Annotated in this window: 23 protein-coding genes; 9 read left to right on the forward strand and 14 right to left on the reverse strand. The window is 44.5% G+C overall.

What is annotated here, in order from left to right:
* From IQP38_RS26475 to IQP38_RS15455, 10 genes are all read right to left on the reverse strand, one after another.
* A partial coding sequence (locus IQP38_RS26475; protein WP_228010079.1) for an NAD(P)/FAD-dependent oxidoreductase occupies window positions 1–797 on the reverse strand: 797 nt, incomplete at its 3' end.
* A 10-nt stretch (window positions 798–807) separates the two neighbouring features.
* Entirely contained in the window at window positions 808–1,644 is an 837-nt protein-coding gene (locus IQP38_RS15415; protein WP_005450080.1) for an ABC transporter ATP-binding protein, read from the reverse strand.
* An 11-nt stretch (window positions 1,645–1,655) separates the two neighbouring features.
* Window positions 1,656–2,621 (reverse strand): ABC transporter permease, encoded by a 966-nt coding sequence (locus tag IQP38_RS15420; RefSeq protein WP_053303689.1) that lies wholly within the window; start codon window positions 2,619–2,621, stop codon window positions 1,656–1,658.
* A 72-nt stretch (window positions 2,622–2,693) separates the two neighbouring features.
* Entirely contained in the window at window positions 2,694–4,058 is a 1,365-nt protein-coding gene (locus tag IQP38_RS15425; RefSeq protein ID WP_017190870.1) for a CmpA/NrtA family ABC transporter substrate-binding protein, read from the reverse strand.
* Between the two features lie 265 nt (window positions 4,059–4,323).
* On the reverse strand, window positions 4,324–4,905 hold the full coding sequence (locus IQP38_RS15430; protein WP_012129218.1) for an ANTAR domain-containing response regulator: 582 nt from the start codon (window positions 4,903–4,905) through the stop codon (window positions 4,324–4,326).
* Window positions 4,906–4,978: 73 nt separating this feature from the next.
* Entirely contained in the window at window positions 4,979–5,896 is a 918-nt protein-coding gene (locus IQP38_RS15435; RefSeq protein WP_048625125.1) for a dienelactone hydrolase family protein, read from the reverse strand.
* A 170-nt stretch (window positions 5,897–6,066) separates the two neighbouring features.
* Window positions 6,067–7,020 (reverse strand): glycosyl transferase family protein, encoded by a 954-nt coding sequence (locus IQP38_RS15440; RefSeq protein ID WP_053303692.1) that lies wholly within the window; start codon window positions 7,018–7,020, stop codon window positions 6,067–6,069.
* Window positions 7,017–7,922, reverse strand: coding sequence for a uroporphyrinogen-III C-methyltransferase (gene cobA / locus IQP38_RS15445; RefSeq protein WP_053307747.1), 906 nt, complete (start codon window positions 7,920–7,922; stop codon window positions 7,017–7,019). The genes IQP38_RS15440 and cobA overlap by 4 nt, the downstream gene beginning before the upstream one ends.
* A gap of 20 nt (window positions 7,923–7,942) precedes the next feature.
* The gene (locus tag IQP38_RS15450) at window positions 7,943–10,606 is read right to left on the reverse strand and encodes a nitrate reductase (RefSeq protein ID WP_053307748.1); all 2,664 of its coding nucleotides are present in this window, start codon (window positions 10,604–10,606) and stop codon (window positions 7,943–7,945) included.
* A 292-nt stretch (window positions 10,607–10,898) separates the two neighbouring features.
* On the reverse strand, window positions 10,899–11,333 hold the full coding sequence (locus IQP38_RS15455; protein WP_193837723.1) for a GNAT family N-acetyltransferase: 435 nt from the start codon (window positions 11,331–11,333) through the stop codon (window positions 10,899–10,901).
* 379 nt (window positions 11,334–11,712) lie between these two features.
* On the opposite strand from IQP38_RS15455, the gene IQP38_RS15460 reads away from it, so the two are divergent.
* The 5 genes from IQP38_RS15460 to IQP38_RS15480 all read left to right on the forward strand — a co-directional run bounded on the left by IQP38_RS15460 (window position 11,713) and on the right by IQP38_RS15480 (window position 18,341).
* A complete protein-coding gene (locus tag IQP38_RS15460; RefSeq protein ID WP_017820237.1) occupies window positions 11,713–12,969 on the forward strand; it encodes an aromatic amino acid transport family protein in 1,257 nt (418 codons plus the stop codon).
* Window positions 12,970–13,579: 610 nt separating this feature from the next.
* Window positions 13,580–15,493, forward strand: coding sequence for a tetratricopeptide repeat-containing diguanylate cyclase (locus IQP38_RS15465; protein WP_080996214.1), 1,914 nt, complete (start codon window positions 13,580–13,582; stop codon window positions 15,491–15,493).
* A gap of 10 nt (window positions 15,494–15,503) precedes the next feature.
* Window positions 15,504–15,845 carry a hypothetical protein gene (locus tag IQP38_RS15470; RefSeq protein ID WP_025998581.1) on the forward strand — a complete coding sequence of 114 codons (342 nt, stop codon included), beginning with the start codon at window positions 15,504–15,506 and terminating at the stop codon, window positions 15,843–15,845.
* A 249-nt stretch (window positions 15,846–16,094) separates the two neighbouring features.
* On the forward strand, window positions 16,095–17,873 hold the full coding sequence (locus IQP38_RS15475) for a S8 family peptidase (protein WP_017634214.1): 1,779 nt from the start codon (window positions 16,095–16,097) through the stop codon (window positions 17,871–17,873).
* 12 nt (window positions 17,874–17,885) lie between these two features.
* Window positions 17,886–18,341, forward strand: a complete 456-nt coding sequence (locus IQP38_RS15480; protein ID WP_005375850.1) for a hypothetical protein — start codon at window positions 17,886–17,888, stop codon at window positions 18,339–18,341.
* A gap of 146 nt (window positions 18,342–18,487) precedes the next feature.
* On the opposite strand, the gene IQP38_RS15485 is transcribed toward IQP38_RS15480, so the two are convergent.
* The 3 genes from IQP38_RS15485 to IQP38_RS15495 all read right to left on the reverse strand — a co-directional run bounded on the left by IQP38_RS15485 (window position 18,488) and on the right by IQP38_RS15495 (window position 21,436).
* Entirely contained in the window at window positions 18,488–19,417 is a 930-nt protein-coding gene (locus IQP38_RS15485) for an SRPBCC family protein (RefSeq protein ID WP_053307749.1), read from the reverse strand.
* 137 nt (window positions 19,418–19,554) lie between these two features.
* A complete protein-coding gene (locus IQP38_RS15490) occupies window positions 19,555–20,796 on the reverse strand; it encodes a sensor histidine kinase (RefSeq protein ID WP_017634216.1) in 1,242 nt (413 codons plus the stop codon).
* The gene (locus IQP38_RS15495) at window positions 20,768–21,436 is read right to left on the reverse strand and encodes a response regulator transcription factor (protein WP_025767686.1); all 669 of its coding nucleotides are present in this window, start codon (window positions 21,434–21,436) and stop codon (window positions 20,768–20,770) included. The genes IQP38_RS15490 and IQP38_RS15495 overlap by 29 nt, the downstream gene beginning before the upstream one ends.
* A gap of 89 nt (window positions 21,437–21,525) precedes the next feature.
* On the opposite strand from IQP38_RS15495, the gene IQP38_RS15500 reads away from it, so the two are divergent.
* Together IQP38_RS15500 and IQP38_RS15505 are read left to right on the forward strand one after the other, a co-directional pair.
* Entirely contained in the window at window positions 21,526–22,725 is a 1,200-nt protein-coding gene (locus IQP38_RS15500; protein ID WP_053307750.1) for a DUF5666 domain-containing protein, read from the forward strand.
* Window positions 22,726–22,874: 149 nt separating this feature from the next.
* Entirely contained in the window at window positions 22,875–23,171 is a 297-nt protein-coding gene (locus tag IQP38_RS15505) for a hypothetical protein (protein ID WP_053307751.1), read from the forward strand.
* A gap of 95 nt (window positions 23,172–23,266) precedes the next feature.
* Here the strand turns inward: IQP38_RS15505 and IQP38_RS15510 are convergent, their stop codons facing one another.
* The gene (locus tag IQP38_RS15510; RefSeq protein ID WP_017634220.1) at window positions 23,267–24,316 is read right to left on the reverse strand and encodes a hypothetical protein; all 1,050 of its coding nucleotides are present in this window, start codon (window positions 24,314–24,316) and stop codon (window positions 23,267–23,269) included.
* A gap of 439 nt (window positions 24,317–24,755) precedes the next feature.
* On the opposite strand from IQP38_RS15510, the gene IQP38_RS15515 reads away from it, so the two are divergent.
* Together IQP38_RS15515 and IQP38_RS15520 are read left to right on the forward strand one after the other, a co-directional pair.
* Complete coding sequence (locus IQP38_RS15515; protein ID WP_053307752.1) at window positions 24,756–25,217, forward strand: hypothetical protein; 462 nt, start codon at window positions 24,756–24,758, stop codon at window positions 25,215–25,217.
* A gap of 93 nt (window positions 25,218–25,310) precedes the next feature.
* Complete coding sequence (locus IQP38_RS15520; RefSeq protein WP_005375841.1) at window positions 25,311–25,784, forward strand: copper chaperone PCu(A)C; 474 nt, start codon at window positions 25,311–25,313, stop codon at window positions 25,782–25,784.
* Window positions 25,785–26,010: the final 226 nt, after the last annotated feature.

A 26,010-nucleotide genomic window follows, 5' to 3' on the forward strand; every position in this document is an offset into this window, starting at 1 on the left:
ACTTCTAGCTCAGCCATTTTTGCCAACTCATCTTGAGGGCGAATACCTGCGGAGAAGACAATCACATCCACTTCGAGAGGATCTTTGTCTTTAAACACCATACGATGCTTAGCCGTTTCACCATCGCAGATTCGCTCCGTACCCGTCGAGGTATGAACAGTTAGCCCCAGCGCTTCAATCTTCTCTTTTAGCACTAAGCCAGCACCATCGTCTAACTGCACGGGCATCAGGCGGGGTGCAAATTCAATAACGTGAGTTTCTAGCCCCAATAGTTTGAGTGCGTTTGCCGCTTCTAAACCCAACAAGCCACCACCAATCACTGCGCCTGTTCTTGCGCCTTCACATGCCTTCTTGATTTGTGAAAGGTCATCAAGCGTGCGGTAGACAAACACGTTGTCTCGGTCTTTACCCTCAATTGGAGGCACAAACGGGTAAGAACCAGTCGCGAGCACAAGTTGGTCGTAACCCAGCACATCTTCACCATCAAGCAGAAGGCGCTTTTGTTCTCTGTCGATGCCTGTTACTTGGCAGCCAAGTACGAGTTGGATGCCATGCATGTCGTACCATTCTTGGTTACTCAGCATCAAATCATCATGAGATTTGCCCGCAAACAAAGAGGACAACTGTACACGGTCATACGCGATAAAGCGCTCTGCACCAATCACGGTAATTCGGTGCTCCAAATGCGCGTTTTTCTGTACCAATTGCTCGACAAGGTGTTGCCCGACCATACCGTTGCCTACCACAACGATGTGGCTCAATGCGTTCTTTACTGGAATCGTTAAAGGACTGTTCATCGCTGCCTCCTTATGCCGTTTGCGCTGCGGTTTTGGGTTTGTCTTCTTTCGAAGCAGGAATCTCGACTTTGGATTGCTTCTCATAAAGGAACTTCAATACGGCTTGTCGACACTTCTGATACTGCGCATCATCCGCCAGTGCGACACGCTCACGAGGGCGAGGTAGGTTCACTTCTAACACTTCACCAATGGTTGCTGCCGGTCCGTTGGTCATCATCACGATTTTGTCGGATAGCAGCACCGCTTCATCCACATCGTGAGTAATCATGATCACGGTGTTGTTTAGCTCGGCTTGGATCTTCATCAGTGCATCCTGCAAATGCGCACGTGTTAACGCATCCAATGCGCCAAATGGTTCATCCATCAACAAAACCTTTGGTTGAAGTGCCAGTGCTCTCGCAATGCCGACTCGCTGCTTCATGCCCCCAGAGATTTCATCCGGCTTTTTGTGCGCGGCATGCTGCATTTGAATCAACTCCAAATAGTGATTCACTTGCTCCTGAATCCACGCTTTGCCCTTTTTGCCAGCAATTTGTTTTACTGCGAGCTCAACGTTTTGATACACGGTTAACCAAGGCAATAATGAATGGTTTTGGAACACCACTGCGCGGTCGGGTCCCGGTCCTGCCACCTCTCGTCCATCGACGATCACGCCGCCGTCTGTTGGCATGTGTAGACCCGCAACTAAGTTCAATACCGTTGATTTACCGCAGCCAGAGTGGCCAATCAGAGATACAAACTCGCCTTTATTGATTTGTAAATCGACGTTCTTAAGCGCGATGAACTCGCCATCTGGCGTTGGGAATCGCATCCCTAAACGCGTTAGATCTAATAATGCTTTTTCCATGATCTTTTCCCTTATCTCAACGCTTGTTGTTTATTCCAAGACAGCCACTTTTGAAGTTGCAGCATGCCTCTATCGAGCATCAAACCAATAAAGCCGATTGTGATGACCGCGACCATAATGCGACCCAATGATGCCGAGCTGCCGTTTTGGAATTCATCCCAAACGAACTTGCCTAACCCAGGGTTCTGCGCGAGCATCTCTGCCGCAATCAATACCATCCAAGCGATACCTAAAGAGAGACGCAAACCTGTGAAGATCATTGGAATGGCAGAAGGTAAAACGATGGTACGAATGTGCTGCCACCACGAAAGTTGCAGCACTTTACTCACGTTGATTAAGTCTTTATCAACGCTCGTCACACCCACAGCGGTGTTAATCAGCGTCGGCCACAAGCTACACAGCGCTACTGTGATTAGAGAGTTAATGAACGACTTAGCAAACATCGGGTCATCACTCACATAAGTGGCACTTACAACCATGGTAACGATAGGCAGCCAAGCCAAAGGTGATACAGGCTTGAGCAATTGAATGATTGGGTTGAACGCTTGATACAGCCCTTGATTAAGACCAAGCACGATGCCAAGTGGAATCGCGATAATCGTCGCCAGCAGAAAGCCCGCTGTCACAGTCACTAAGCTAGTCACGATTTGGTCGAAAAACGTCGGTTTACCTGTGTAAGGACGAATCTTCACTTCCGCGTCTGGATTTTTGGCTAATTTTGCAGCATTGCGCTTTTCCTGACGCTCGATAAACGCTTGTTCCTTTTCTCGCTCTTGCCAATGGTCATCGACAAGGTTGCTGAACTGCTGAAAAGTTTGCACAGGTCCCGGTAGCGTACCTAATGAAGTTTGCACTTCTCTCGCTGCTAAGTGCCACATTGCCAAAAAGATCAGCAAGCCAATGACGGGCAAAAGCACCAGCCGACTTCGGTTCACTACCTGCTTAGCAGGAAAAAGGGAAATGACATTACTAGACATACTCACTCCTAAGAAATTTACATCCTTGTTGCCACAAGCGAATCCCCTCGCCTGTGGCGTTTATCGTTATGGTTAAACCTTGTCTTTTCCTTTAAGCCCGATAGAGAACTTCTCTAGATATTTATTTGGCTCGCGACCGTCATAAACGATGTTGTCGATAAAGTGTGTTTGTGGCGCACGAAAACCATCTTCAGCATTGAAATCTGGGAAGTCTTTTTTGCTCAACACACCATCTTCAATTAGCGCTTGAGCCGCTTGTTGGTAGATATCTGGACGGTAAACCTCTTTTGCCACATCCATGTACCAATCATCGGATTTCTCGCTTGAGATTTGTCCCCAACGGCGCATTTGAGTCAGATACCAAATCGCATCGCTGTAATACGGATAAGTGGCGTTATGACGGAAGAACACATTGAAGTCTGGCACGTCTCGTTTGTCGCCTTTCTCGTATTCAAATGTGCCGGTCATTGAGTTGGCAATAACTTCGGCATCGGCTCCGACGTATTCGCTTTTTGATAGCATCTTCACTGCTTCTTGGCGGTTGGCATTGTCGTTTTCATCCAACCAATGTGCAGCTCGAATCAAGGCTTTCACTACGCGAATGTGCGTGTTTGGATACTTCTCAGCCCAAGCTTTGGAAACACCAAACACTTTCTCTGGGTTGTTCTTCCAGATCTCGTAGTCGGTCACGACTGGCGTACCAATGCCTTTGAATACAGCTTGTTGGTTCCATGGTTCGCCTACGCAGTACCCTTTGATCGTGCCCGCTTCCATTGTGGCTGGCATTTGTGGTGGCGGTGTAACACTCAAAAGAACATCAGCATCCAGCTGGCCACTGTTATCGCCTGAGTCTGGTGCGTAAAAGCCTGGATGAATCCCCCCTGCCGCTAACCAGTATCGCAACTCATAGTTGTGCGTCGATACAGGGAACACCATCCCCATGTTGAACGGTTTGCCTTTATCCAGATAGCTGTCGACCACAGGCTTCAGTGCATCCGCTTTGATTGGGTGAACAGGTTTGCCATCTGGTTGTTTTGGAATGTATTGCTTCATCTGCTCCCAAGTATCATTGGAAACCGTGATTGCGTTGCCGTTCAAATCCATACTGAACGCAGTAATCACTTCTGCTTTTGTGCCAACACCAATCGTTGCGCCCAATGGCTGACCAGCAAGCATGTGCGCGCCAGCAAGCTCACCGTCGATGACTCGGTCTAATAGCACCTTCCAGTTTGCTTGTGCTTCTAAAGTGACGTACAAGCCTTCGTCTTCAAAAAAGCCTTTCTCATAAGCAACCGCCAGCGGTGCCATATCGGTTAACTTAATAAAACCAAACTTCAGGTCTTCAATTTCTGGCTCACCCAACTCTGCCTTTACGCTGACCGTGGTGAATACCGATAACGAAATTGCAGACACTTTCAGCATCGAACTCCATTTCATTGGTTTGCTCCTATAAAAAAAGCGCCACTACTCCGAAGAGCAGTAGCGCCGTTGCTAAGTCTACAATTACCGCCGTTGATAATTGAGATAAGCGATTCAACAATAAACCCAATTCTACTAATCCAATTACTGTGCCAACTTATTTTTCACAGTAAATACAATAAATTAGCATATTCCGCAGTTCGTTATCCCCCGTTATTGCTTGCTGATAGTGCAACACGCACCACGTTAGAAAATGCGCCCTAACCCTAAAGTGGTAGAGCAACTAATCCAACACTTCCAAAGTAGTTATCAAATTCTTGGCAACTTGTGCGAGCGTTTGGCTCGATTGCATGGCTGAATTTCTTAGCGCTTTATAAGCCTGATCTTCATCAACGCTGTGCATCTTCATCAGCAGACCTTTGGCTTTTTCCACCAGCTTGCGCTCTTCAATCTTATGGGTCAGCGATTCAATTTCCGATTGCATACTTTCGAATTTCGCTCTCACTAGTGTCGCATGTTCAATCCAAGGCTGAAGCGCAAACTCACTATCGTGCGGCATGAGCACATAGTCCATTTTTTCTGATAACCGATTGATATCATTAGATGATAACTGCTTTAAGACGATAAGAAGTGGTGCCGATTTTCTGCGGCAGAAATCGACGATCAAACGCAGTTCCGCGGTTGGTTGCTGCCATCCGACCACAACGCTTGCCGACGGTTCTCGTTGCATTAACGTTTCTAGTTGTGCCAATTGGCAGCCGATGATGTTGTCGTAATCTTTGCTCAATAAGCCGGACAATCGAGCCTGCTCTTGGAGGCTATCACAGCATACTATGATGGGTGTTTTTGACGTTGATTGAGTCATGCACATTCCTTGTTTATATCTCACTCACTAAGAGAGACATAACAAGGAATGTGCCAATTAAAGTTGAAGCGTTTTAACTAGAGGCGAGATGTTCTTTGAAGAAACCTAGTGTGCGTTCCCACGCGAGCGCCGCTTCTTCTGGTGCGTAGCGAGCCGTTGAGTCGTTATGGAAGCCATGGTTGACGTTTTCATACATTAACGCCTGATATTGCGCATCGTTCGCGATCAATTGCTGCTCATAGGCAGGCCATGTGTCGTTGACGCGCTTATCGAGCCCTGCGAAGTGAATCATCAACGGCCCTTTGACCTGCTTTTGAATCTCTTGCGCCGCCGGTGTTCCGTAGAAAGGCACACCTGCATCCAGCTCTTCTGGCATTACCGCTGCAAGCATATTAACGATGTATCCACCGAAACAGAACCCAACAGCGCCTAATTTACCGTTCCCACCCTCGTAGTGTTTAATGAAATTAGCAGCAGCAATAAAATCTTGTTCGATCTTGGCTCTGTCCATCTCTTTCTGCATCGCGCGACCTTCATCATCGTTCCCCGGATAGCCACCGAGTGGATAAAGCGCGTCAGGAGCGAAAGCAATAAAGCCGTCTTTCGCGAGTCGTCTGGCGACATCTTTGATGTATGGGTTTAGACCTCGATTTTCATGAATCACCAACACTGTCGGCGATTTTAAGGTCTTCTTTTGTGGCACAACCAAATAGCCGCGACCTTCTCCATGTCCATTGGGCGAAGCAAAGGTTTCATAGGTTGCTTTGATCTCAGGATCATTAAAGGAAACTTGCTCTGCGAGTGCATAATTTGGAGTCAGAGCATCAACCAGGGCCGTCATACTAAAACCTAAAACAGCGAGGCCACCAAGACGGTTGAGAAACTCTCGACGAGAGATTTTGCCATGTGCGTATTCGTCATACCAATCGAAAGCTTCTTGTGGAATGGGATGTGACGCCTTGTTGTTAGAATTTGAGTGCTTTAGAACCATTATCCTTGTCCTCATTTCTTATCGAAAAGTAAACTCATCAGGCCTCACTGATGTTTGCCCCAATCAGCTGTGAGACACTTCAAGTGATAAATACATCACTGACAAGCTTACACAAACAATAGATAAAGGATTCCGATCCAACAACGTTTCGCGGTTAGCTCGTCACAGGATTAACTGCCACAACAATAGTTTTCCCAATAAGTAAACGCATGTTCAAAGGCCTGTTCCCTATCGTGCACTTGAGCAAAGAGTACAACTGTCATCGTTGCCAAAACCGTATTCGCCATTTGGTTCATGTCATCTTCTGACGTCCCAAACGGACAGTTCGTAGGCATTGGCACCTCAGACAGCATTTGCTCCGTCCAGTAGTGCGATGTCACGCCGCTTGTTTGGCTTAACCATACCGTTTGGCTTACTTTCGGGTTGTATTCTGATTCGCCCGATTGCCCTTTGAATGACACAACAGCGTGAGCGGTTTGACCAATCTCGTATTCGACTTCAGCATGAAGTTGTTGGAACCCAGGATGGAAGCTACCACGAATACCAATCGTTGCTTGCCCCGGGTTCAATGCTCGAACCACGGTATTAATCGGCGTTCTAAGCCCATAACGATTCTTCCAACCAATCATGGTTTCTGCTTGAGGAGCAAACGCACTCAGCGGCAGATACACAATGTTTTGTGTTTCTAATACACGCTTTGCGTCTTCTGCTGATTCCGCTTTCGTAATAGCAAATTTGTCGAGGTAGTCTTCAGCGTGTAAACGACCAGATTGACGGTCGTGATAGCCGTGCATCAGCACTTTATGACCATTATCGGCGAGGATCTTGGCTGCCAACAGGTGCCAAGGCTGCCCTGCCGCTTCACGTTTGCCTGCATAACATGGCCAGTCAATGTCTGCACCAATAGCTGGCATGCGGGATTGGAATGCTTTCACAAAGCCAGCGACTTCTTGTTGAGTTTCGTTCTGTACACGGATCAGCATCAATAGCATTGCCATCTGATCGTCGTCGCACTCACCGTTTAGGTATTCATCCATAACTCGAAACGCTTGGTCAAAGTTCAGTGGTTTTCTACCACGTTCGCCACGACCGACTGTTCTAATACATTCCAAAATGCTGCTCATATTCCCTCGTATTCCGTCACTGACTGTACGGTTTCTATTAGTTGTTCGCGCAGTTTGACAACTTCTCCCATCACAATCAATGCTGGGCTCACGCCTTTAAGTGTAATTGATAAATCATTGAGCTGATTGAGTTGGGTAACATGAACTTGTTGTTGAGGGCTGCAACCATGAGTAATGATCGCGACTGGGAAATCTTCTCTCAAACCAGAGCCTATTAAACCCGTTTGTATTTGCGATGACTTTTCTAACCCCATATAGAAGACTAACGTTTGTCCGCTTTGCATCAGTTGGCTCCACGCCTCAAATGCACCTGTTACCACTTGCCCCGTCACAAAGGTAACGCTGCGAGCTACGCCACGATGAGTCAGCGGAATCAAGCTGTTTGCTGAACATCCAATCGCAGCGGTAATGCCGGGAATGACTTCGTACGCGATTGAGTGTTTGACGAGTGCTAATGCTTCTTCGCCTCCACGGCCAAATACGAAAGGATCTCCCCCTTTTAAGCGCACAACTCGCTTTCCTTGTTGAGCGAGCGATACCATCAAGTCACAAATTTCTTCCTGACCAATACTAGGTTGTCCGCATCGTTTGCCCACGTAAATCCAATCGGCTTGTGGCGGAGCCAACTCCAAAATATCTTTGTTAACCAAACGGTCGTACAGCAGAATCTCTGCCGACATAATCGCTTTCACTGCCTTCACGGTTAACAAGTCAGGATCGTGCGGCCCTGCTCCGACAATCGAGACAAAACCTTTGTGGTTCGCGTCGAGGTCTATTGAATGGTCTTCTAAAAGTTGGTTCAGTTTGCTTGCTTGGTCATGCTTAGAAAAGCGAGACGAGCGTTCTTGATTCTGACTCGCTTGTCCTTTCTTAAACCAAGACTTTTGATAAGGCGCCTCCATGTGCTTATCCTCTTTGTGACTTACTTTATTTGAATCGCCAGACTTTGCTGGCTCGCTTGCTGTTTGCCCTTTTGATGCTGATGGCTGTCGACCATTTGTTTGATTTGAGAAACGCACGAGCCACAGTTAGTGCCGCATTTGAGTTTGTTTTGAAGTTGAGTCAGTGAAGTGCAGTCTTGTTTCTCCATCGCGTCATGTATTTGTTTATCGGTGACGCGGAAACAACTACAAACCAGTTTGGCGCTATTTTGCGATTGAGTGATGGTAAGCAGTTGCGATAGCTCCATCGGTTTGCCAATCAAGCCGGTAAAGTTGGTGTAGTCGGTTTGAATCGGTTCACTAGACACCACTAAAACAGAACGAATGATACGAACGTCTCCAACAAGGTCGTAATCCACTGCTAACCAACCTTGGGCAATATCTATCGTAATTCTGCGGCTCTTTTCCGTTCGACAAAAACTCTGCTTCTTTGGTCGCTTATCGTGTGCAAAGCGCCAAATGCCCAAATTGCTTTCTGCTTGAAATGCGCTGTAGAGAAATTTACCGGAATCAAACTGTGTACCGATGAACATACCGTAGGTTTTTACCGCCGCATCTTGCACTTCAACATAAGACGACTTAAACGCAGGCTGCCCGGAAATAGGGTCTTTTGCGCTGTTTACTATCGCGTTAACACTGCTTTCACCGCCATATCGACCCGCCCAGTGCATTGACATAAATAGCTCTTGAAAACCCAAACCTTCATCAATTGCAACTTTGGCATAAATACTGGTGTTTGAAGTAGGCTGAAACAGCTTGGTGAGTTGTCCTGCTTTTAAGCGATTTTGAGTAGCAGAGAGTGTGTTCATGTACACGGTTGGTTCTAACTCAGAGGCGGCAAGGTGTGCGATATGACCTGTGCGCGTCATGGTATGCCATTGATCACGTTGCCTGCCCGTATTGAGCCACCAGCCTTTTGTTCTTTCTAAACGCGTAGGAGATTCACTGGTCACGACAAAACGTGCTTTACCATCTGGGTGCGAATAGATGCCATCAGCAAAAGGACGCTCTCCTCCCCATTGTGTCGGCATCCACTCTTCGTATTCTTGCTCGGTTAAGTTGGCGTATTGAGAAAGATCTAGCTTCAATGGCGAATCTGCATTCATGCCTGTCATCGCGGCATATTCCCTGAATACCGCCCGCTCAGAAGTAAACGCAAAGCCATTTTGTATCTTTTCCAATGCACACAGAGCTTGCCCGACTTGGCTTATCGCCCACCAATCTGATTTTGCTTCACCCGGAGGCGTTTGAAACTGGCGCTGCCTTGAAAGTCGACGCTCAGAATTGGTCACCATGCCTTGCTTCTCCCCCCAGCCAGCGGCGGGTAGCAATAGGTCCGCGTAATGCGCTACATCCGAATCCGCTGTGATATCGGAAACAATCACAAACGGACAAATCTCTAGTGCACGTTTTACCAATTGGTTATCTGGTAAAGAGACAACGGGATTGGTTGCCATGATCCAGAGAACTTTAATCTCACCACGTTCTACCGCCTCAAACAGTTCAACGGCTTTTAAACCGGGCTGAGTGGCAATTTCTGGTGAATCCCAGAACGCCTGCACTTGCTTGATAGACTCTGCGTCAAAAGCGCGATGAACCGCTAATTGGTTTGCCAAACCACCCACTTCTCGGCCCCCCATCGCATTCGGCTGACCTGTAATAGAAAACGGACCACAACCTGGCTTGGCAATTTTGCCCGACGCCAAGTGTGCATTAATAATGGCATTGCCTTTATCGACACCATTTTCGGCTTGGTTAACTCCTTGGCAAAACAGAGTGATTGCGGTTGGGCTTTGCGCAAACCAATGGAAGAATGTCGTGAGTTTTTCTTCTGAAATCCCGATGGAAGACGTTAGATTAGTGACATCGTAACGCAAGTCAGAGACTTCTTCTTTAAGTGTATCAAACCCGTCGGTATAGGAATTTATGTATTCAGAATCAATGCATTGCTGCTCAGTAAGAAACTTAAGCAGCCCATTAAAAAGTGATACATCTCCATCGTTTTTAATTGGTAGATGCAAATCCGCTTGCTGCGCGGTGACCGTTTCACGCGGGTCAATGACCACTAGCTTGAGGTTAGGATTGTTTTCTCTCGCTTGTTGAATACGTCGGAATAAAACAGGATGCGTCCAAGCGGTATTAGCACCGCAAATGATCAATAGCTCAGTCTTATCAATATCGTCGTAATTGACGGGAACGACATCTTCACCAAATGCTCGTAGATGAGCCGCAACCGCCGAAGACATACACAAACGCGAGTTCGTATCGATGTTTGCGCTGCCAACATAGCCTTTCATGAGTTTGTTGGCGACGTAATAGTCTTCCGTTAACAACTGCCCTGACACGTACATCGCGATGGAATCCGGTCCAAACTCCGCTTTCGCTTGATGAATCTTTTCAGCAATCAGATCCGTGGCTTGTTGCCATTGCACCTCTTGCCCTTGAGGTCGTTGCTTGGTGACAAGCTTTGGATACAACAAGCGCGAAGGCATATTCAAGCTCTCTGCCAGCGCGACACCCTTCACGCACAGTGATCCCGCATTTGCAGGATGACACGCATCCCCAACGATTCCTTTCGCATTGACCTCGACACCACATCCAACACCACAATAGGGACAAGTGGTTTTTTTGCATCCTTGCGACATAACACCTCCAGTGCGATTCAGCCCAACTTACTAGCAAAAAAAAGCCTCTCCCGAATCGAGAGAGGCAGCAATGCCTTTAACGCTGTTAGTACATTTTCAAAAAGTAATACCCTATACCGCTCTCGCCTGCTATTAAGAGCGGCGCATCGAGTTATCGATGAACGTTTATGTAAAGCAAGTGAGGTGCCAAGATTAAAAACCCTTACCATACAAAGAGTTAGCTTAAAACCAATTATAGCAACGTAATGCTACGCACTGATTGTGTGCAAATTTCGGTCATTATCGTGCAGTATTACTTTACTAATTCCATAACTAACCTGGATTCTTCGTCACCAAAATAATGCGCTTCTTCTTCTAACGTTTTAAAGCCAAGGGAGAGGTATAAAGACAATGCAGGTTGGTTCTTAGGATCGACAGTCAATTTCACGCTTGAGCCTAACGTCAACGACGCAATAACGTTTTCTAGGAGGGAACGCGCAATACCTTTACCTCTATGTTGAATATCGACGGCCAATGACATGATCCAATATTGATGTGCATTTGTGCTAGTCGTTAGCAATATATACCCTGCGACCTGCTCTCCCTCTTTTGCTACCAGTAAACTCTCTCCCCAACAATCAAAAGCTTGCCGAAAGAAAAATTGAGGATAGGCGTGTGCTCCAAATAAAGTATTTTCGAGCTTATATATGGCAAATAAGTCCTCTTTTTGCGCAGACAAGATGTCCATTCAATGACTCCTTCTTTAACATGAATGGCAGCAGTATACCTAAATCTCATCTAAATGACGGGACACAAACATCTCAATTAAGTGCTTAAGAAATGTAATATTCTTCCTGAAAATTAGGCCTAACTCACTTAGAACATACATCCGTGATTAAGTTTTAACCGCAAAATCAAAAACCACACAAGATGAAAATTTCAATACATATAACCATTAAATGCATTACATTTAAGAACTTTATTCTGGTTTATTGAAAAATTCATAGTTGGATAATTTACAACCACCCCAAATTCACAGCATTATTCACCAAGCTTCGCGTGTGATAATAAACACTAAAACCTTTACCATTTTCAGCATTATTATTTTTATAAAAGCGAGTTTTAAAGTGAAAGAATCTCGAAATGCCTTAAATCCTAGTGAAATAAACACAACCACAGCTTGGTCAAAACATGATACACATTGGGTTCTTAGCCTATTTGGAACAGCCGTTGGCGCAGGCATCCTGTTTCTGCCAATTAACCTTGGGATTGGTGGTTTTTGGCCTTTAGTCGCGATGGCAGTACTTGCTTTTCCAATGACCTATCTTGCGCACCGTGGCTTAGCTCGTTTTGTACTATCTTCTAAGATCAAAAACGCAGACTTCACTGATGTAGTGGAAGAGCACTTCGGCGCAAAAGCAGGTCGTTCTATTTCACTGCTGTATTTTCTTTCGATCTTCCCGATCCTGTTGATATATGGGGTTGGAATAACAAACACAGTAGATAGCTTCATGGTAAATCAGGCTGATATGGCTTCTTTACCTAGACCTTTGCTTTCTGGCGTACTAGTGTTTGCACTAATTGCTATTATGATGGCGGGTGAAAAAGTAATGCTACGGGCCTTTGCCATCATGGTGTTCCCACTTGTTGCCATTCTTGCCTTTCTATCATTTTACTTAATACCGAACTGGACCATGCCTGTCATGGATGTGCCAGAAGCGTCAGCTTTTGCTAGCACTATGTGGTTAGCAGTTCCTGTAGTGATTTTCTCGTTTAGTCACGCAGCTGCAATTTCAAGCTTTGCAAATGTACAACGTCGCCATTACGGTAAGCAGGCAGATGCCAAATCCGAAGTTATTCTTCGTCGCACTAGCATTATGCTGATTGCCTTTGTTCTTATTTTTGTATTTTCCTGTGTACTAACACTGTCACCTGAACAATTGGCTCAAGCAAAAGAACAAAACGTATCCGTATTGTCTTACTTAGCGAACGCAACCGATAATCCATTTATTGCAACACTTGGTCCTTTAGTAGCGTTTGTTGCTATCACTTCATCTTTCCTTGGGCATTTTTTAGGTGCGCGTGAAAGCTTAAATGGTTTAATTAACAAGCATTTTAACCTATCTGAGAAGCGTGTTGATCGTATCAGCGTGGCAGCACTGTTCTTCTCAATCTGGGCGGCCGCGATCATGAACCCAAGTATTCTTGGTATGATGGAAGCATTGTCAGGGCCTGTTATTGCAATGATCTTATTTATTATGCCAATGTTAGCGGTGTATAAAATCGAGGCGATGAAACAATATCGAGGAAATGTCTCTACTTACTTTGTTCTAGCAGCAGGCATTGTGGCGGTAAGTGCATTGATTTTTAGCTTCTTCAGCTAATAACTAAAGACTAGCTTGGATTTTCAGGGGAATACCTTACACAAGGTTAAGGTGATTCCCTGAATTTTCTTACTCTTTAAAAGGTAATCATCGTTACCCTTGACTCTTAAATAAGAGCGAAAACACCCGCAATCATAAGTACTGAAGCGATGCAGGTACGGCCGATAATGCCGAAGTGCGAAGGTTGAATCATTTCATTATGCATAGTTAATCTCCTATTTATTATAAAAGCCATTTTTTATTGGCTTAATAACACTATGTCTAATATCCAGTTTTTTAACAACCCATACAAACATTAAATATTTATGACAGAAACGTAATTTTTTACACTTCGCCCTGATTTTGAGCGATGAATCCGCGGCTTAAATCATTAGATTGAGTCCACCGAATATGCTCGCCTACCTGTCATCGTTACCTTATCTATACCATCGCCTAATCATTGCATAAGTTTTCAATAGATTTTGTTTTATAAATCATAATATTATAGAGATCCTTCTCGTATCTCACTCCCAAAACACTTTGCCACTGGGAATCCATCCGCACTTAACCAACAAGAAATGGTAGACTTAACTGGTATTCGGTTAAGAGATCACATTTTATTAATACGCTCATGCACTTCTCAATTAAAAAACTGGCTTGCGCACTTTGTACTGCACTTGGACTTTTCTTGCATCCCACCAACGTACTGGCGAGTACCGAAAAGCAAGCTTATCTGGAAGAACACATTTCAGCAGAAAGCAAGCCCATGTTAAAACTCTACTTTCGCTCGATGGGTAAGCCGCGATCAATTCAAAAAGATGAGTTAAATGCGCCACAGAATGCATCAGCGGAGTCTCTTGCTCTGTATTACTTTGCACGAAAGTACCTTAAGCGTTACGAAGGCGTTCCATTACCGAAAGATATGCCCGATTTAATCGAATTCGGTAAAAAGCACCATTTGGAATGGGTCGTCGCTGAAGCACAGCTCAATAAGGCTGTAACAATGATTGAGCAAGACGATAACTGGAACGCAGAATTGTTACTCCATGACGTTGTTTCTACAGCCCGTGATCTTGGTTATCTAGCATTAGAAGGCCGTGCTTACCGCTGGTTAGGCAATCTAGAAGTATCTCGAAATCAACTGCGCAGTGGCCTAAAATATTATCGCAATGCCTATGAGTTATTAGAAAAAACAGTATTTGAAATACAAGTCGCGATGACACTGAACAACATTGGGACGGTCTACATCGACGCATCAGATTGGGCTCGGGCCAACAGTTACCTAACGCAAGCTCTCGACACTTACCTAGAGAGCGAATATCAATACGATAATAGCTTTTTTATGGGGGTTATCTACGCAAACCTTAGCATCGTTCACTCGAGCCTCGGAGATAACAGAAAAGCGGAATATTATTTCAATGAAGCCATTCGACTTTCAATGCAAACGGGGTCTGACACAGTCAAGCACCACTCTTTATCCAGCTTTTCACAAATGTTGAGCTCGGTAGGAAAAATTGATGATGCATTAATGGTCGCACAACGTTGCGTAGACCTGCCCATTCCAAAAAATCTAGAAATGCTAAAAACGTCTTGTTACGAGGCATTTGCAGAGGCTTACCTCGCAAACAAACAATACGATAAAGCTATTACAACAGCGCTTAACGTTCTAGAACAAACCAAGTCAACCAGTGAATTAGAGCTGCGGCAGCGTATTGATATGCTTTCGGTACTGGTAAACGCTCATCAAATTCTTAATGACTATGAAGCCGCTTTTCATTATTTAACCCAATTAAGAGAGCTGGAGGCTGAGTTTTCTCATCATATTCATGGTGAAGAGATGATTAACATTAAGTTTGATCTCGAAGCTAAGTTAGCCCAGAAAGAACTCAAATTGCTAGAAACAAAAAATGCGCTACAAGCGTCTGAACTGCGTTCGCAGCGCTATCGAGAAATGTTCTACTTTATCGCTATTACGGCAATTGGTGTCGTTGGTTTTCGTTACGTACTGCGCGTTAGACGTATTAATAAAGCACTCACTCAAGAAAATACTACCGATCCGTTAACTCAACTGCATAACCGTCGCTATCTTCACATTTGGCTGGACAAAATGGCTCGTAGAAGCCCAGATAGAACATTTGCCTTAGCAGTTTTAGATGTTGATCATTTTAAAACCTTTAATGATCAATATGGACACGATATTGGCGATAAAATGCTGACTCATATTGCCACGCTATTTAATGAATCCACTCGCTCTGGTGACCTACTCATTCGTTGGGGTGGAGAAGAGTTTGTCCTATTATTCGAAGTACAGCGAGCTGAAGATTGCGCTAAGTTTTTGGAGCGATTGAGATATACTGTTGAAAACACGCCATTGGTGGTTGACTCTAAACCATTAAACGCGACAATTTCCCTTGGAGCAGTGGACAAACTGTCGGCACAAATAATTAAACAAGAATGGGATCAATGGTTTTTCTTGGCAGACCAAGCTTTGTATGATGCGAAGCAAGCTGGTAGAAACCAGTTCGTCATTCATCCTACATCATAAAAAAGCACACATGAAAAAAAATCTAATCATTATTACTTTTGCGCCTCTATTTCTTATGGCGTGTAGTAATCAGCAAGCATCTCAACTGGGAATGCGCAGCAGCAGTGTCAACGTGTATGCCCAGCAAATGAGTAACACTCAACTATGTGAAACTCTCTACTACAACCGTGCAACTAACCAAACCAAAGTGGCGATTGGTGCTGAGTTCAATCGACGTGGATTAAACAAAAAGTGGTGTGATAAAGAATTCGATAAGTTGTACATTAAAAAGTGGATTGATAACGTGCTGCCTAAGAAAAAAGCCGAACCCAAGAAACCAATCGCAACTATTCAACCCGCTTCAACTAAATAACCCACCATCTTGAAGCAGACGGTACACTCGTATTTTCTGCTTTTCATTTTTCATGCATGTTCGATGCGACATATAAAAACCTCATGGTTTCAGTAAATTAACAAAGACTTATGTTGTCCATCGAACTTTTAATGTAAACAAGTTGTAAATGGTTTTCGTCCTTATTCTTTGTCGTTAGCTTTGTTTGTTCCTGTTAGCGGAATATGAAACAGGAACTAAAAAATTCCAAACAAAGACATGAGGTCAAAAATGGAAATACGCATTAATCGCCTATTTGCTGCTATGTTGGCAGTAGGCATTGCACCTGCCGTCTCGGCGTTTGATCCACTCTATTCTGAACAATGGCACTTAGACAACACGGGGCAAACTGCGTTTGCGGCTAATCCTGCTGTTGCTGGGAACGACTTAAACACTAGGCTCACTCAGGCAATGGGGATTGCAGGTGTTGGTGTGAAAGTTGCCGTCATTGATTCTGGAGTTCAGATCGATCACCCCGACCTTGCAGGTAATATAGTTACAGGTAGCAGAAACTTCGTCGAAGACTCTTCATTCCCACCAAGTTATCCGGTTGATACTAATGGTCATGGCACTGCTGTAGCCGGTTTGATTAGCGCCGTCGGCAACAACGGTGAAGGCGGACGCGGTGTCGCTTCTCACTCTTCCCTCATCGGTTTTAACTGGTTAGCCAACCAGACATTAGAAGGCTGGTTAATCTCCCATGGCATGGACCCAGCAACACGCGATGTTCGCGTATTTAACCAAAGTTACGGTTTCAGCCCTATAAACCCGATTACTTTTGATGAAAGCGACCCTCAACTAAAACTTGAAATGGACGTGATGAAAAACGTCAGCGAGAGTAACGCCTGGGGTCGAGGTGCTGTATTTGTAAAGTCAGCAGGTAATGGTTACCGCTATTTCAATACAGGGCGATTCTTCGTATTGCCAAGTAACTTCTTTGCTGGTGGAGACAATCAAGGCTTACCGATGCACAACTCTGCTCAGTCTTATGATAACGCCAATTACTTCAATTTAGTCACTAGTGCACTACGAGCGGATGGTACGCGAGCGAGTTACTCATCGGTGGGGTCGAACGTGTGGGTTGCAGCACCAGCAGGTGAATATGGGCAAGATTTCCCTGCTATGGTCACCACTGATTTAATGGGTTGTGAAGAAGGGCAAAATACCAGTGATGGCCTTGGCATTAATGGGTTACACGGCGGAACGGAGCTCGATCCGAACTGCAACTATACCAGTACGATGAATGGAACCTCATCGGCTGCGCCGAACACATCGGGTGCCATCGCGGCAATCATGTCAACCAACCACGCACTTTCTGCTCGTGATGTACGTGCTTTACTAGCGGAGACAGCAAAAGTAACGGATAAAGCGCATCCAGGCGTACAGCTTGAATTTACTAACCATAATGGTGAACAGGTTAGCTACGAGGCAATTGCCCCTTGGCAGAAAAACGCAGCAGGCGTAGATTTCCATACTTTTTATGGCTTCGGCGCTGTAGATTTAGATGAAGCGATGCAACGTGCTCGCATGACGAATCGTGTTTTGCCAACTCAAGTCATTACGCCATGGGTTAATAACGCTACAGAAGTAAGTGTACCCGATGCAAGTCTAGTTGGTGGTTCTTCAAGTATCGCCATTGCCGATGAGCTGACAGTAGAATCCGTTCAAGTGACATTGACACTGGACCACGCTCGTCTGCCCGACTTAGCTATCGAGCTCATTTCGCCATCAGGGACTCGTTCCGTTTTGCAAACACCGCGCAATGGTCTTGTTGGTCAATCTCTTGATTCATCGATTACTGGCTACAAAGATCAATTAATGTTGTCTAACCAATTTTATGGCGAAGATGCAAAAGGCGAATGGACGTTGCGAGCAATAGATACGAACGGCGATGAAGTCTATTCTTACATTGCATATTTCAACTCTTCCACCATCTATGACGTTCCGATGGCAAACAACGCTCAGCCCGGTGTTATTAAGAACTGGTCGATGCGCATATTTGGACACTAAGGAGTCAATAACATGAAATACAAATCATTTTCTATGCTGGCTCTCGTTATCATGACGTCGAGTGTATACGCTGAGCAACAGCTCTCTCAACAGCCTGCACCAGAACTGTTTGTGCCATCAGAAGCGGTTGAGATTAATGGCCAAGATTATCGAAAAGTGCAAACTGGCACTATTAGAACCCTATCTGAAGACGTAAAACTTCAAGCGGGTGATGAGGTGTTTAAGAATGCGTTTAGTAACGTATCCAAAGCCACTGGACTGGTTTATATCACCGTAAACAATCCTAACGAAGCGAAAGCAGTCGCCAAAGAGTTAAAATTAGAAGTTATCTTCGCAGAGGGGGAATCAGCGGTGTTAAAAGCATCTCAAGATCAAGATCTGCTAAGTATTAGCGACTACCTAAACGCAGACAGCCGGGTAAAAGCGTCTAAAATTGAACTAAACAGCGGTAAATACCGTGCACAATAATTCTCTAACAAGAGAAGTTGGCCTGTAAAACCATGCCTCAGCGATTGCTGAGGCATTTTTATGGGTAGGAACAGATAGGCTATTATTCTTTAATAACATTTCGCATAACCAGTATGATACCTAAACACCCTACTCGCCTGCGCCTGTCATTTCTTAAACAAAATAATTTCCGTTCTTAGCTCTTCTTCCGTGGTTTCCTTCGGGCTATTCAGATAGCGTTCGATTCCTAAAGGACTGGTTTTGACTTTCATATCACTCTGACGAACCAAGTTCATCGCTAAAGCCCATGCATTTCCCAAAAACTGATATTCACCTCGGTGTTCAACGACAAATGTTTCACTCTCAGGAATGGTACCGGTAACCGCCCCTTGAGGCGCTGGTACTGAGTTATGAAGAGGAAAGCAAGTGATAAACTCGAATGTACCTTTCTGCATATCCATCGACTGGTAATAACAAAACAATTCACCATTCACGGATAGGGTTTCGTCACTAATTAACTGTTCTAGTTGCTGAACATGCTTCTCAATTACCGAACCTAATTCCTGCAAGCTAGCCACACCCTTGATCCCAATGTAATGAATTTGAGGCAACGTTCGGTTACCTATTTCGACTAAGTCTGAATGCACTCTTCCGGTTTCAAGCTTACTTTTGAGCATGCGTAACCCACGTTGATAATCCATCTCTATCATCGACTTAAACATACTTTTCAGAAAGAACAGATACCAAGGGACGCGAGATTGCATTTGCCATTCGACTAAACAGCCATTTTGTGACGGCGTCACGATTAGAGTCACCTTTCCATGGCTCTTGATTGGGCGAAAGAAATGTAGCTCCATATCTAATCGATGCTCTTGAGTACTTTCCAGTACAATCGCGCCAGTCCCAATACGCTGACCATTCCATTGATAACCAGCTCCAACGTGGCCCTGATTATCACTGAATGTCAGCTCGCAGCTTGGTTCAAGAATGATCCATGGTGACCAGCTGGGCCAGTTATTGAAGTTCTTGAGATAGCCAATAATTTCACTTTGATTCTTATTAATTTCAATACTTCGGCTGACCTGATAAGAGAGCATAACGGTTCCTCGAGTTTCCGCTTCACTAACTTCAGTCTAATTCAAATTCCAGTTTTTTCTTGTTTGACTACGGGTTAGATGCGTACGACAAGAAAAATCCAGAGCGTTAATTCTCACTTGAATCAATACGCGCAAAGCTAAGAGCAGAACTCCACTTTTGCACTAAATCGAACACCATCATCGTCCAGTACTAACGCCCACCCCATCCGTTCACATATTCGTTGTACGATAACAAGCCCACAACCATAACCAGCGTTGTACGTCTCGTTGCCATCGTGACGGTTTAGGATCTTAAGCGCATGACCTTTCAACTCAATTTCAATATCTCCCACACTATAGCTAAAGGCGTTTTTAATCAGATTGTTGATAACAATGGTCACAAAACTCTCTGGTGCCTTCACTACACCACTATGTTGTTCGTGCAAAGCGTAGTTCGAATCTTGCTTGGCAAATAAAGGAGCCAGCTCTTCCAGTTGTTTTTGTAAACAAGTAAGAAGCTGATGCTCTCCGTAATGTTGAGGCTCTATTTTCTCTTTACCAAGTAAGAGAAACGCTTCTGTCAGTACACGCATCTCGTCACAAGCTGACTGCATCCTCGTGATGGCTTTTTGCGCAACTCGAGGTTGATCAGGAAGACGCGTCAGAATGTCTGTTGAGCCTTTAATCACCATGATTGGCGTTCTCAACTCATGCGATGCAAAACGGCTAAATTCTTGTTCTCGTTTGAAATAGCCCGCGATATCGTTCTTATTATCCAGCAAAGTCTGCTCTATCTGGCGTGTTTCGCTGAACTTAGTTTCAACTTGGAAAGCGGGTTGATCCGGTGACATTTGGCTAATTTTGTCTTCAATTTGCGCTAATGGCCGAGACAATATTCGCACCATGTAAATGCCATACCCAACCATGACAAATGAAAACAAACCACCGAGCAGCAGCGTAAACTGATGCAGCGAGCTTTCGTATTCGTCCAAGTAATCATCTGAGTCATCTTGAAACACAATGTACATAAGCCCCTTCCCTGAGGGATGGTTCAATACAACAAAGTGTTTGTCTTCTTCACCAAGCAGGTATTCGTAAAAACCAGGTGAAGTAAAAGAGAGCAACCAATCGGGTGTCGGTGCTTCACTCCAATATGAGTTGAATTCCAATACGTTTGGCAATGGCGCATCCCAGCCCTGTTTCTCGAAATTCTCACTATAAAGCGCAGCTTCAGTATCTAGCCAGTGATGTAAACTCAGCACTTCCAGTTTGTTTTCTGCCACATAAATCAGCGACCAAAAAAGAGTAAACATCACAAAAGTCATGACCCCAAAACCCCAACGGATCTTGCGATAAATGCTTGGATATTCGTTATGCTTTAAGTCGGTAACCTTGTCCATGAATAGTCTCTAATCGTGATTCTTCAAAACCTTTGTCTAGCGCGGTTCTTAAACCGTAAATATGGCTACGAAGTGCATCACTTCCGGGTGGTTCGTCTCCCCACACACTATCGATCACTTCTGTGCGCGAGACCGCTGCTGGAGCACGTTGGAGGAGCAATTTTAAAATTTTAGTTTGAATTCGACTCAGCTTAATTTCTTTGTCTTTTCTCGTTACTTTTCCTGTACGCGCATCTAAACAAATATCTGCAAATTTGAGCGTTCCGATATCTTGTCTTGGACCACGATTAGCCAAAGCATGAACACGCAAACTGAGCTCTTCCATCGCAAATGGCTTCATTAAATAATCATCTCCCCCCGCTTTAAAAGCCGCGATTTTGTCATCTAGCGTATCTTTTGCCGTTAGGAAGAGAATTGGCGTTCCACATAACTTATCTTGTCGAAGCTTCTGTACCGTACTGATGCCATCGAGCTTCGGCATCATGATATCCATGATGATTACATCGTAATGATTTTCCTCGATTAACTTAATCGCAGCCTCTCCATGAAACGCACAATCGATAATCATGCCTTCTAGCTCAAGATAGTCTGCAATCGTCTCCGAGACGTTATGGTTGTCATCTACAATTAAAATTTTCATAAAATCACATTCCTTCACGATCTCTTCACGATATGCCCAATAAGATACAGACAATTTCCTAAACTCGCTCGTAAATTGAGGTTAATACAATGAAAAAACTCGCTCTTATTTCTGTAGTAGGTTTGGCATTGTCTGGTTGTGGTGGTTCAGGTGGTGGCAGCAATAGCGATAGCACACCAACTCAACCAACAGTGAAACCAAGTGTAGCGATTGGCTCTGTTGAAGCGGTCAACGTTGAAGAAAGCACGTTAACCGTCAATGGACATACGTATCGTGTGTCTGAGGTGGTTTATGACGACACACAAGTGCAATTGGCCGATGTAAAACCAAAAATGGTGGTTCGCGTGGGTTCAGATATTCGGCAAGCTTCGGACAATGGCGTCCGAGTCATACTTGAACCAACCATTACTGGACGTGTGACAGCAATTGATCATGTGAAGAAAAAATTCACGGTAAACGGCGTAGAGCTGCAGTTTGACGGTTTAAGTGATGATATAGAGATCAACGACTGGGTGATGGTGTCATCCTTGCCGACTGCGGATGCAGGTTATCGAGTGTTGTCTGTGGTCGAAATCGACGTAGATAACGATTACCCAGCCCTTGGAAGCTACTACGAACTGGAAGGTCGCATTACTAGTACCGATGAAAATGCTGGCACGTTTGAGCTTGGTACAAATATAACCGTATCTTACGACAACATTAGCCAACTTAGCATCGGCCAATGGGTAGAAGTAGAAGGTGAAATGCAAAACGGCATCTTCATGGCAAATGAGGTAGAAGTTGAAGACTACGACGATCTAAAAAATGACAGCGATGTGGAAGGTATCGTGACTTGGGTTGCCAAGGATTATAGTGAGTTCTCTCTAAACTACCGAGGAGCCTTCTTCATTGATAACGCAACACGCTTTGAGGATGGTAGCAAAGCTAATCTAGAACAAGGTCAAGAAGTAGAAGTGACCTCTGTGATGAAAAATGGCAAACGCACCGCTACCGTCATCGAATTTGAGCGGTCGGAGTTTGACAATGACAACCAATGGCGAGGTAAAGAGTTTGAATGTGAAGGCTATGTATCAAACTACGATGCTGATTCAAGAGCATTTAAAATCGAGCATTGTGAGAATGATGCTGATCAAGTACTAAGTAACACCACCGTTGTGATTGATGCGCAAACACGCTTCCAAGGCATTGAAGAACTTAACCTAAATGGTGCTCGTGTCGAAGTCGAAGGTGTGATCATTAACGAGCAAAATATTGCCCGTGAAGTGGAGTTAGACGTTTACGACAACTAATCCCTTCTACGCTTAAGAAAAAGTGTCACTTCGGTGGCACTTTTTCTTTTCACCTTACTTTGCTTCCCAAGCTCAAACCAACAAATTCTCAGTCAAAGCCTTTTCTCTCCGTTACACTTTACCTATGTTTCACAACATTGGTGACGACTATGAAAAAACGCAACCTCATTTTGTTAATCTTGTTTTTTGGTTCAGCCACGAGCTTAGCTAGCGTTATGGATCCTGACTGCGATGCAGAAAAGGCAGCTAAAGCCGCTGCGACAAAAGCCGTGGTTGGTGTTGGGGGTCGCTGTACGCCTAAAGAGGCACTGAAAGATACCGCAGTTGATGCAGGAAAAGACAAATTGCCAGATGAAGGGATGGCGGGTAAAGCTGTTGATGCAATGACACCGGAAAAAGAGAAGAAAACGATGAAAGACGTAACCAAAAAGCTCAATAAAGATTGATACGCTTTCTTGTAGTTAACTTTAATAGCGAAACTCCCCCCTCCCAAAAAAAGAGCGCCGATTGACGCTCTTTCCGAACTCTAATAGATAACCAATTATGCGGTTTCTGCTTCACCTATCCAATGATAATGGTGGTTGGCTTTTTTTCCCACTAAACCGAGCTCTGCCAATTCTTCAAATACCTTGTCTACCTCTTCCGCAGACAGCCTAAACTGTTTAGCAACGGCTTTTTTGGTGCACGTAATTTGATGCGTTTTAAGTGCATCGCTAACTTGCTCTAACAAGGTTTTCGGTTCCTTTGGTTCTTCTGGCTCCGGCGCAGCTGGTATTTCTTGCTCTTCTTCCTCTTTTATATGAGGAAGATAACCCGCAGGCGCTGGGTCTATATCGCGAACTGTTTTCAATATCATGCCCTCATTTCTGCGATAGAAATATCGGAACCGTTGCTCTTCACCAATCAAGCCAACAAAAAATGCAGCAAAGAAGTCCAAAAGAATCGAAAGAAATACAACCAAGCCAAGCTGAGCTTGCTGAGAGGTGGTACCAAATGCGTTGGCTAGGCTATCAATCAAACCAATCACTGAGCCTTGCGTAACCGGCGGTAAACTATCACGCTCCATAGCCAAGCGTTGCTGCTCTTCACGTAAGGTTTTGTTTTGATCCTGAATGCGAGTTACACCAGTCGCGATACGCTCCATCTCGATGTATTTCTGCGCTGCCATATTGTTGAGCTCAATCTGCTTATCGATTGCCGCAATCTGACGATTAAACGCTTCCACTTTCGCCTGCTCTACCGAAATATGACTTTGTGCACTATTGGTTGCACTATTAATGCCACCAATACTACCGCCAATGGAAATCGCAGCTAAGACTAAATAAAACACGAGAGCGGTTGCTGCTCCTGTGTAGTTGCGATGGGCTCGGCGCTCACCGTATTCATACCAAGCGTAAAATTTACCCGCTTCAAAAATGATCGCTAAACCACCAAATAAGGTTTGCATCATCGGATTTTCGTCGATAGACAAAAATAGCAATAGAGAAAAAATAGTCGATGCTAAAATCGCAGCACCAGTGAATGCGTATACACTCACCATGGCAAATCGACCTTTAGGGTATCGATATCCAATCTGTTGTTCGTATTTCATTTGAGAAATTTCTTAAGATTAATCGCCCCTCCTACTAAGTAGGACGGACGTTTCTGGCATGTACAAAGGAGCGCAGAATACCGTATCCTTTATTAAATTACTGTCATAATTCCGTTAATGGAAAACAAGTGAAGATTCGGTAGGCATTTTGAATCGATATCAGCCAAATCTAGCACGTAAAAACACCACCACGACACCCACTAACCGAAGCTTCAGTGACATATAAGAGAGATTAATTCGGTATCTTCAAAAGCGACTAGGCAAGACTGACAAGTTGAATTGGAGGTTGTGAATGTCAGCCGAATCAAGACATTAAAGCGTTAAAAATAGACAATAAAACAAATAACGCACACTTGCATCACCTTTTAGTAAACTGATAATTACATTGTTTGGTTAATTTGTTAGTATCCCGCGCCGAAGAAGATAAGCACTCAATTGTATGGAAAACACTCTAATACAGCACAAACACCATCGCTTGCACGCTATTGCGGTTATTATCGCGGTGTTGTTTCAGTTGTATTTAGCGTCCACAGCCGCTCTTAACCCTACACAAGTTCACAGCACAACTTGGCTCAACAAAGTCCAAAGTGAAAAGGTTTTACTGTGTACCGCAGATGGTTTCAAATGGGTGGATATCAATACGTTGATTGAGACTAACGCTCAATCTTCTTCTAAGCTTATCCAAGATCTTAACTTACACGACGGCTTTCAGTTTGAATGCCCGCTTCTTCAAGCTGTTCAATTCTTTCTTCTGGTTGCGATTGGGCTTTACCTGACAACCATCCATTGGCTGCGCCGAGTAAAGTATGCACTGACGACTTATCACTTTTCTAAATGCGATAAGCTCGTTTACAAACACATCGCGCCTAAGCACTCTCCGCCGAGTGTTTTTCCTGCCTAACAGGCATCTAATCATTGACAACTTTATTCAAAAATAACGATGACTCTGTTTGTTGTCCATTCAGAGAAGCTATTAATTCAAAAGGAAAAACACATGCTTAAATCATTAAAAACCGCCGCTATCGCGCTTATTGCTGTCATCGCTAGCCCACTGAGTTTAGCGCACGATTATGAAGCAGGAAAAATTCATATCGACCATCCATGGAGCCGCGAAGCGCCACCAAACGCACCTGTTATCGGTGGTTTTTTTCAATTAACCAACCACGGTGACAGTGAAGATGCATTGATCGCAGCAGAAAGCCCAATCGCAGGGCATGTCGAAATTCACACGCATAAGAAAGAAGATGGTGTGATGAAAATGATTAAGATTGACGAAGTGCGCGTTCCAGCCAATGACTCAGTGTTGTTTAAGCCAGGCAGCTTCCATTTAATGATTTTTAACCCAACACAAACTCTTAAAGAAGGCGACCGCTTCCCTATGACGTTAACATTCAAAAACGCGGGTAAAGTGGAAGTAGAAATGGCGGTTGAAAAACAAGGTCACATGGAAAAACACATGCACCATTAATGACGTAAACAAAAGTGCCCGCTGATTTAGCGGGCATTTTTATCTCAGCTTAGTCAAAATCATTATTCCGGTAGATCCTAACTCGACTCTTCAGAATAATGGTGATGAATAACGCTCGGCGAAACGGGGTCACATATCATAACAGCGTGCTCGGGCAAGAGATTCTAAATCACGCTCGTCCCTCACTATTCAGAATGACCTTGAAAGACTTAAGATCCTAAAAAGG

The organism is Vibrio sp. OPT41, assembly GCF_015163595.1.
Taxonomy (GTDB): domain Bacteria; phylum Pseudomonadota; class Gammaproteobacteria; order Enterobacterales; family Vibrionaceae; genus Vibrio; species Vibrio alginolyticus.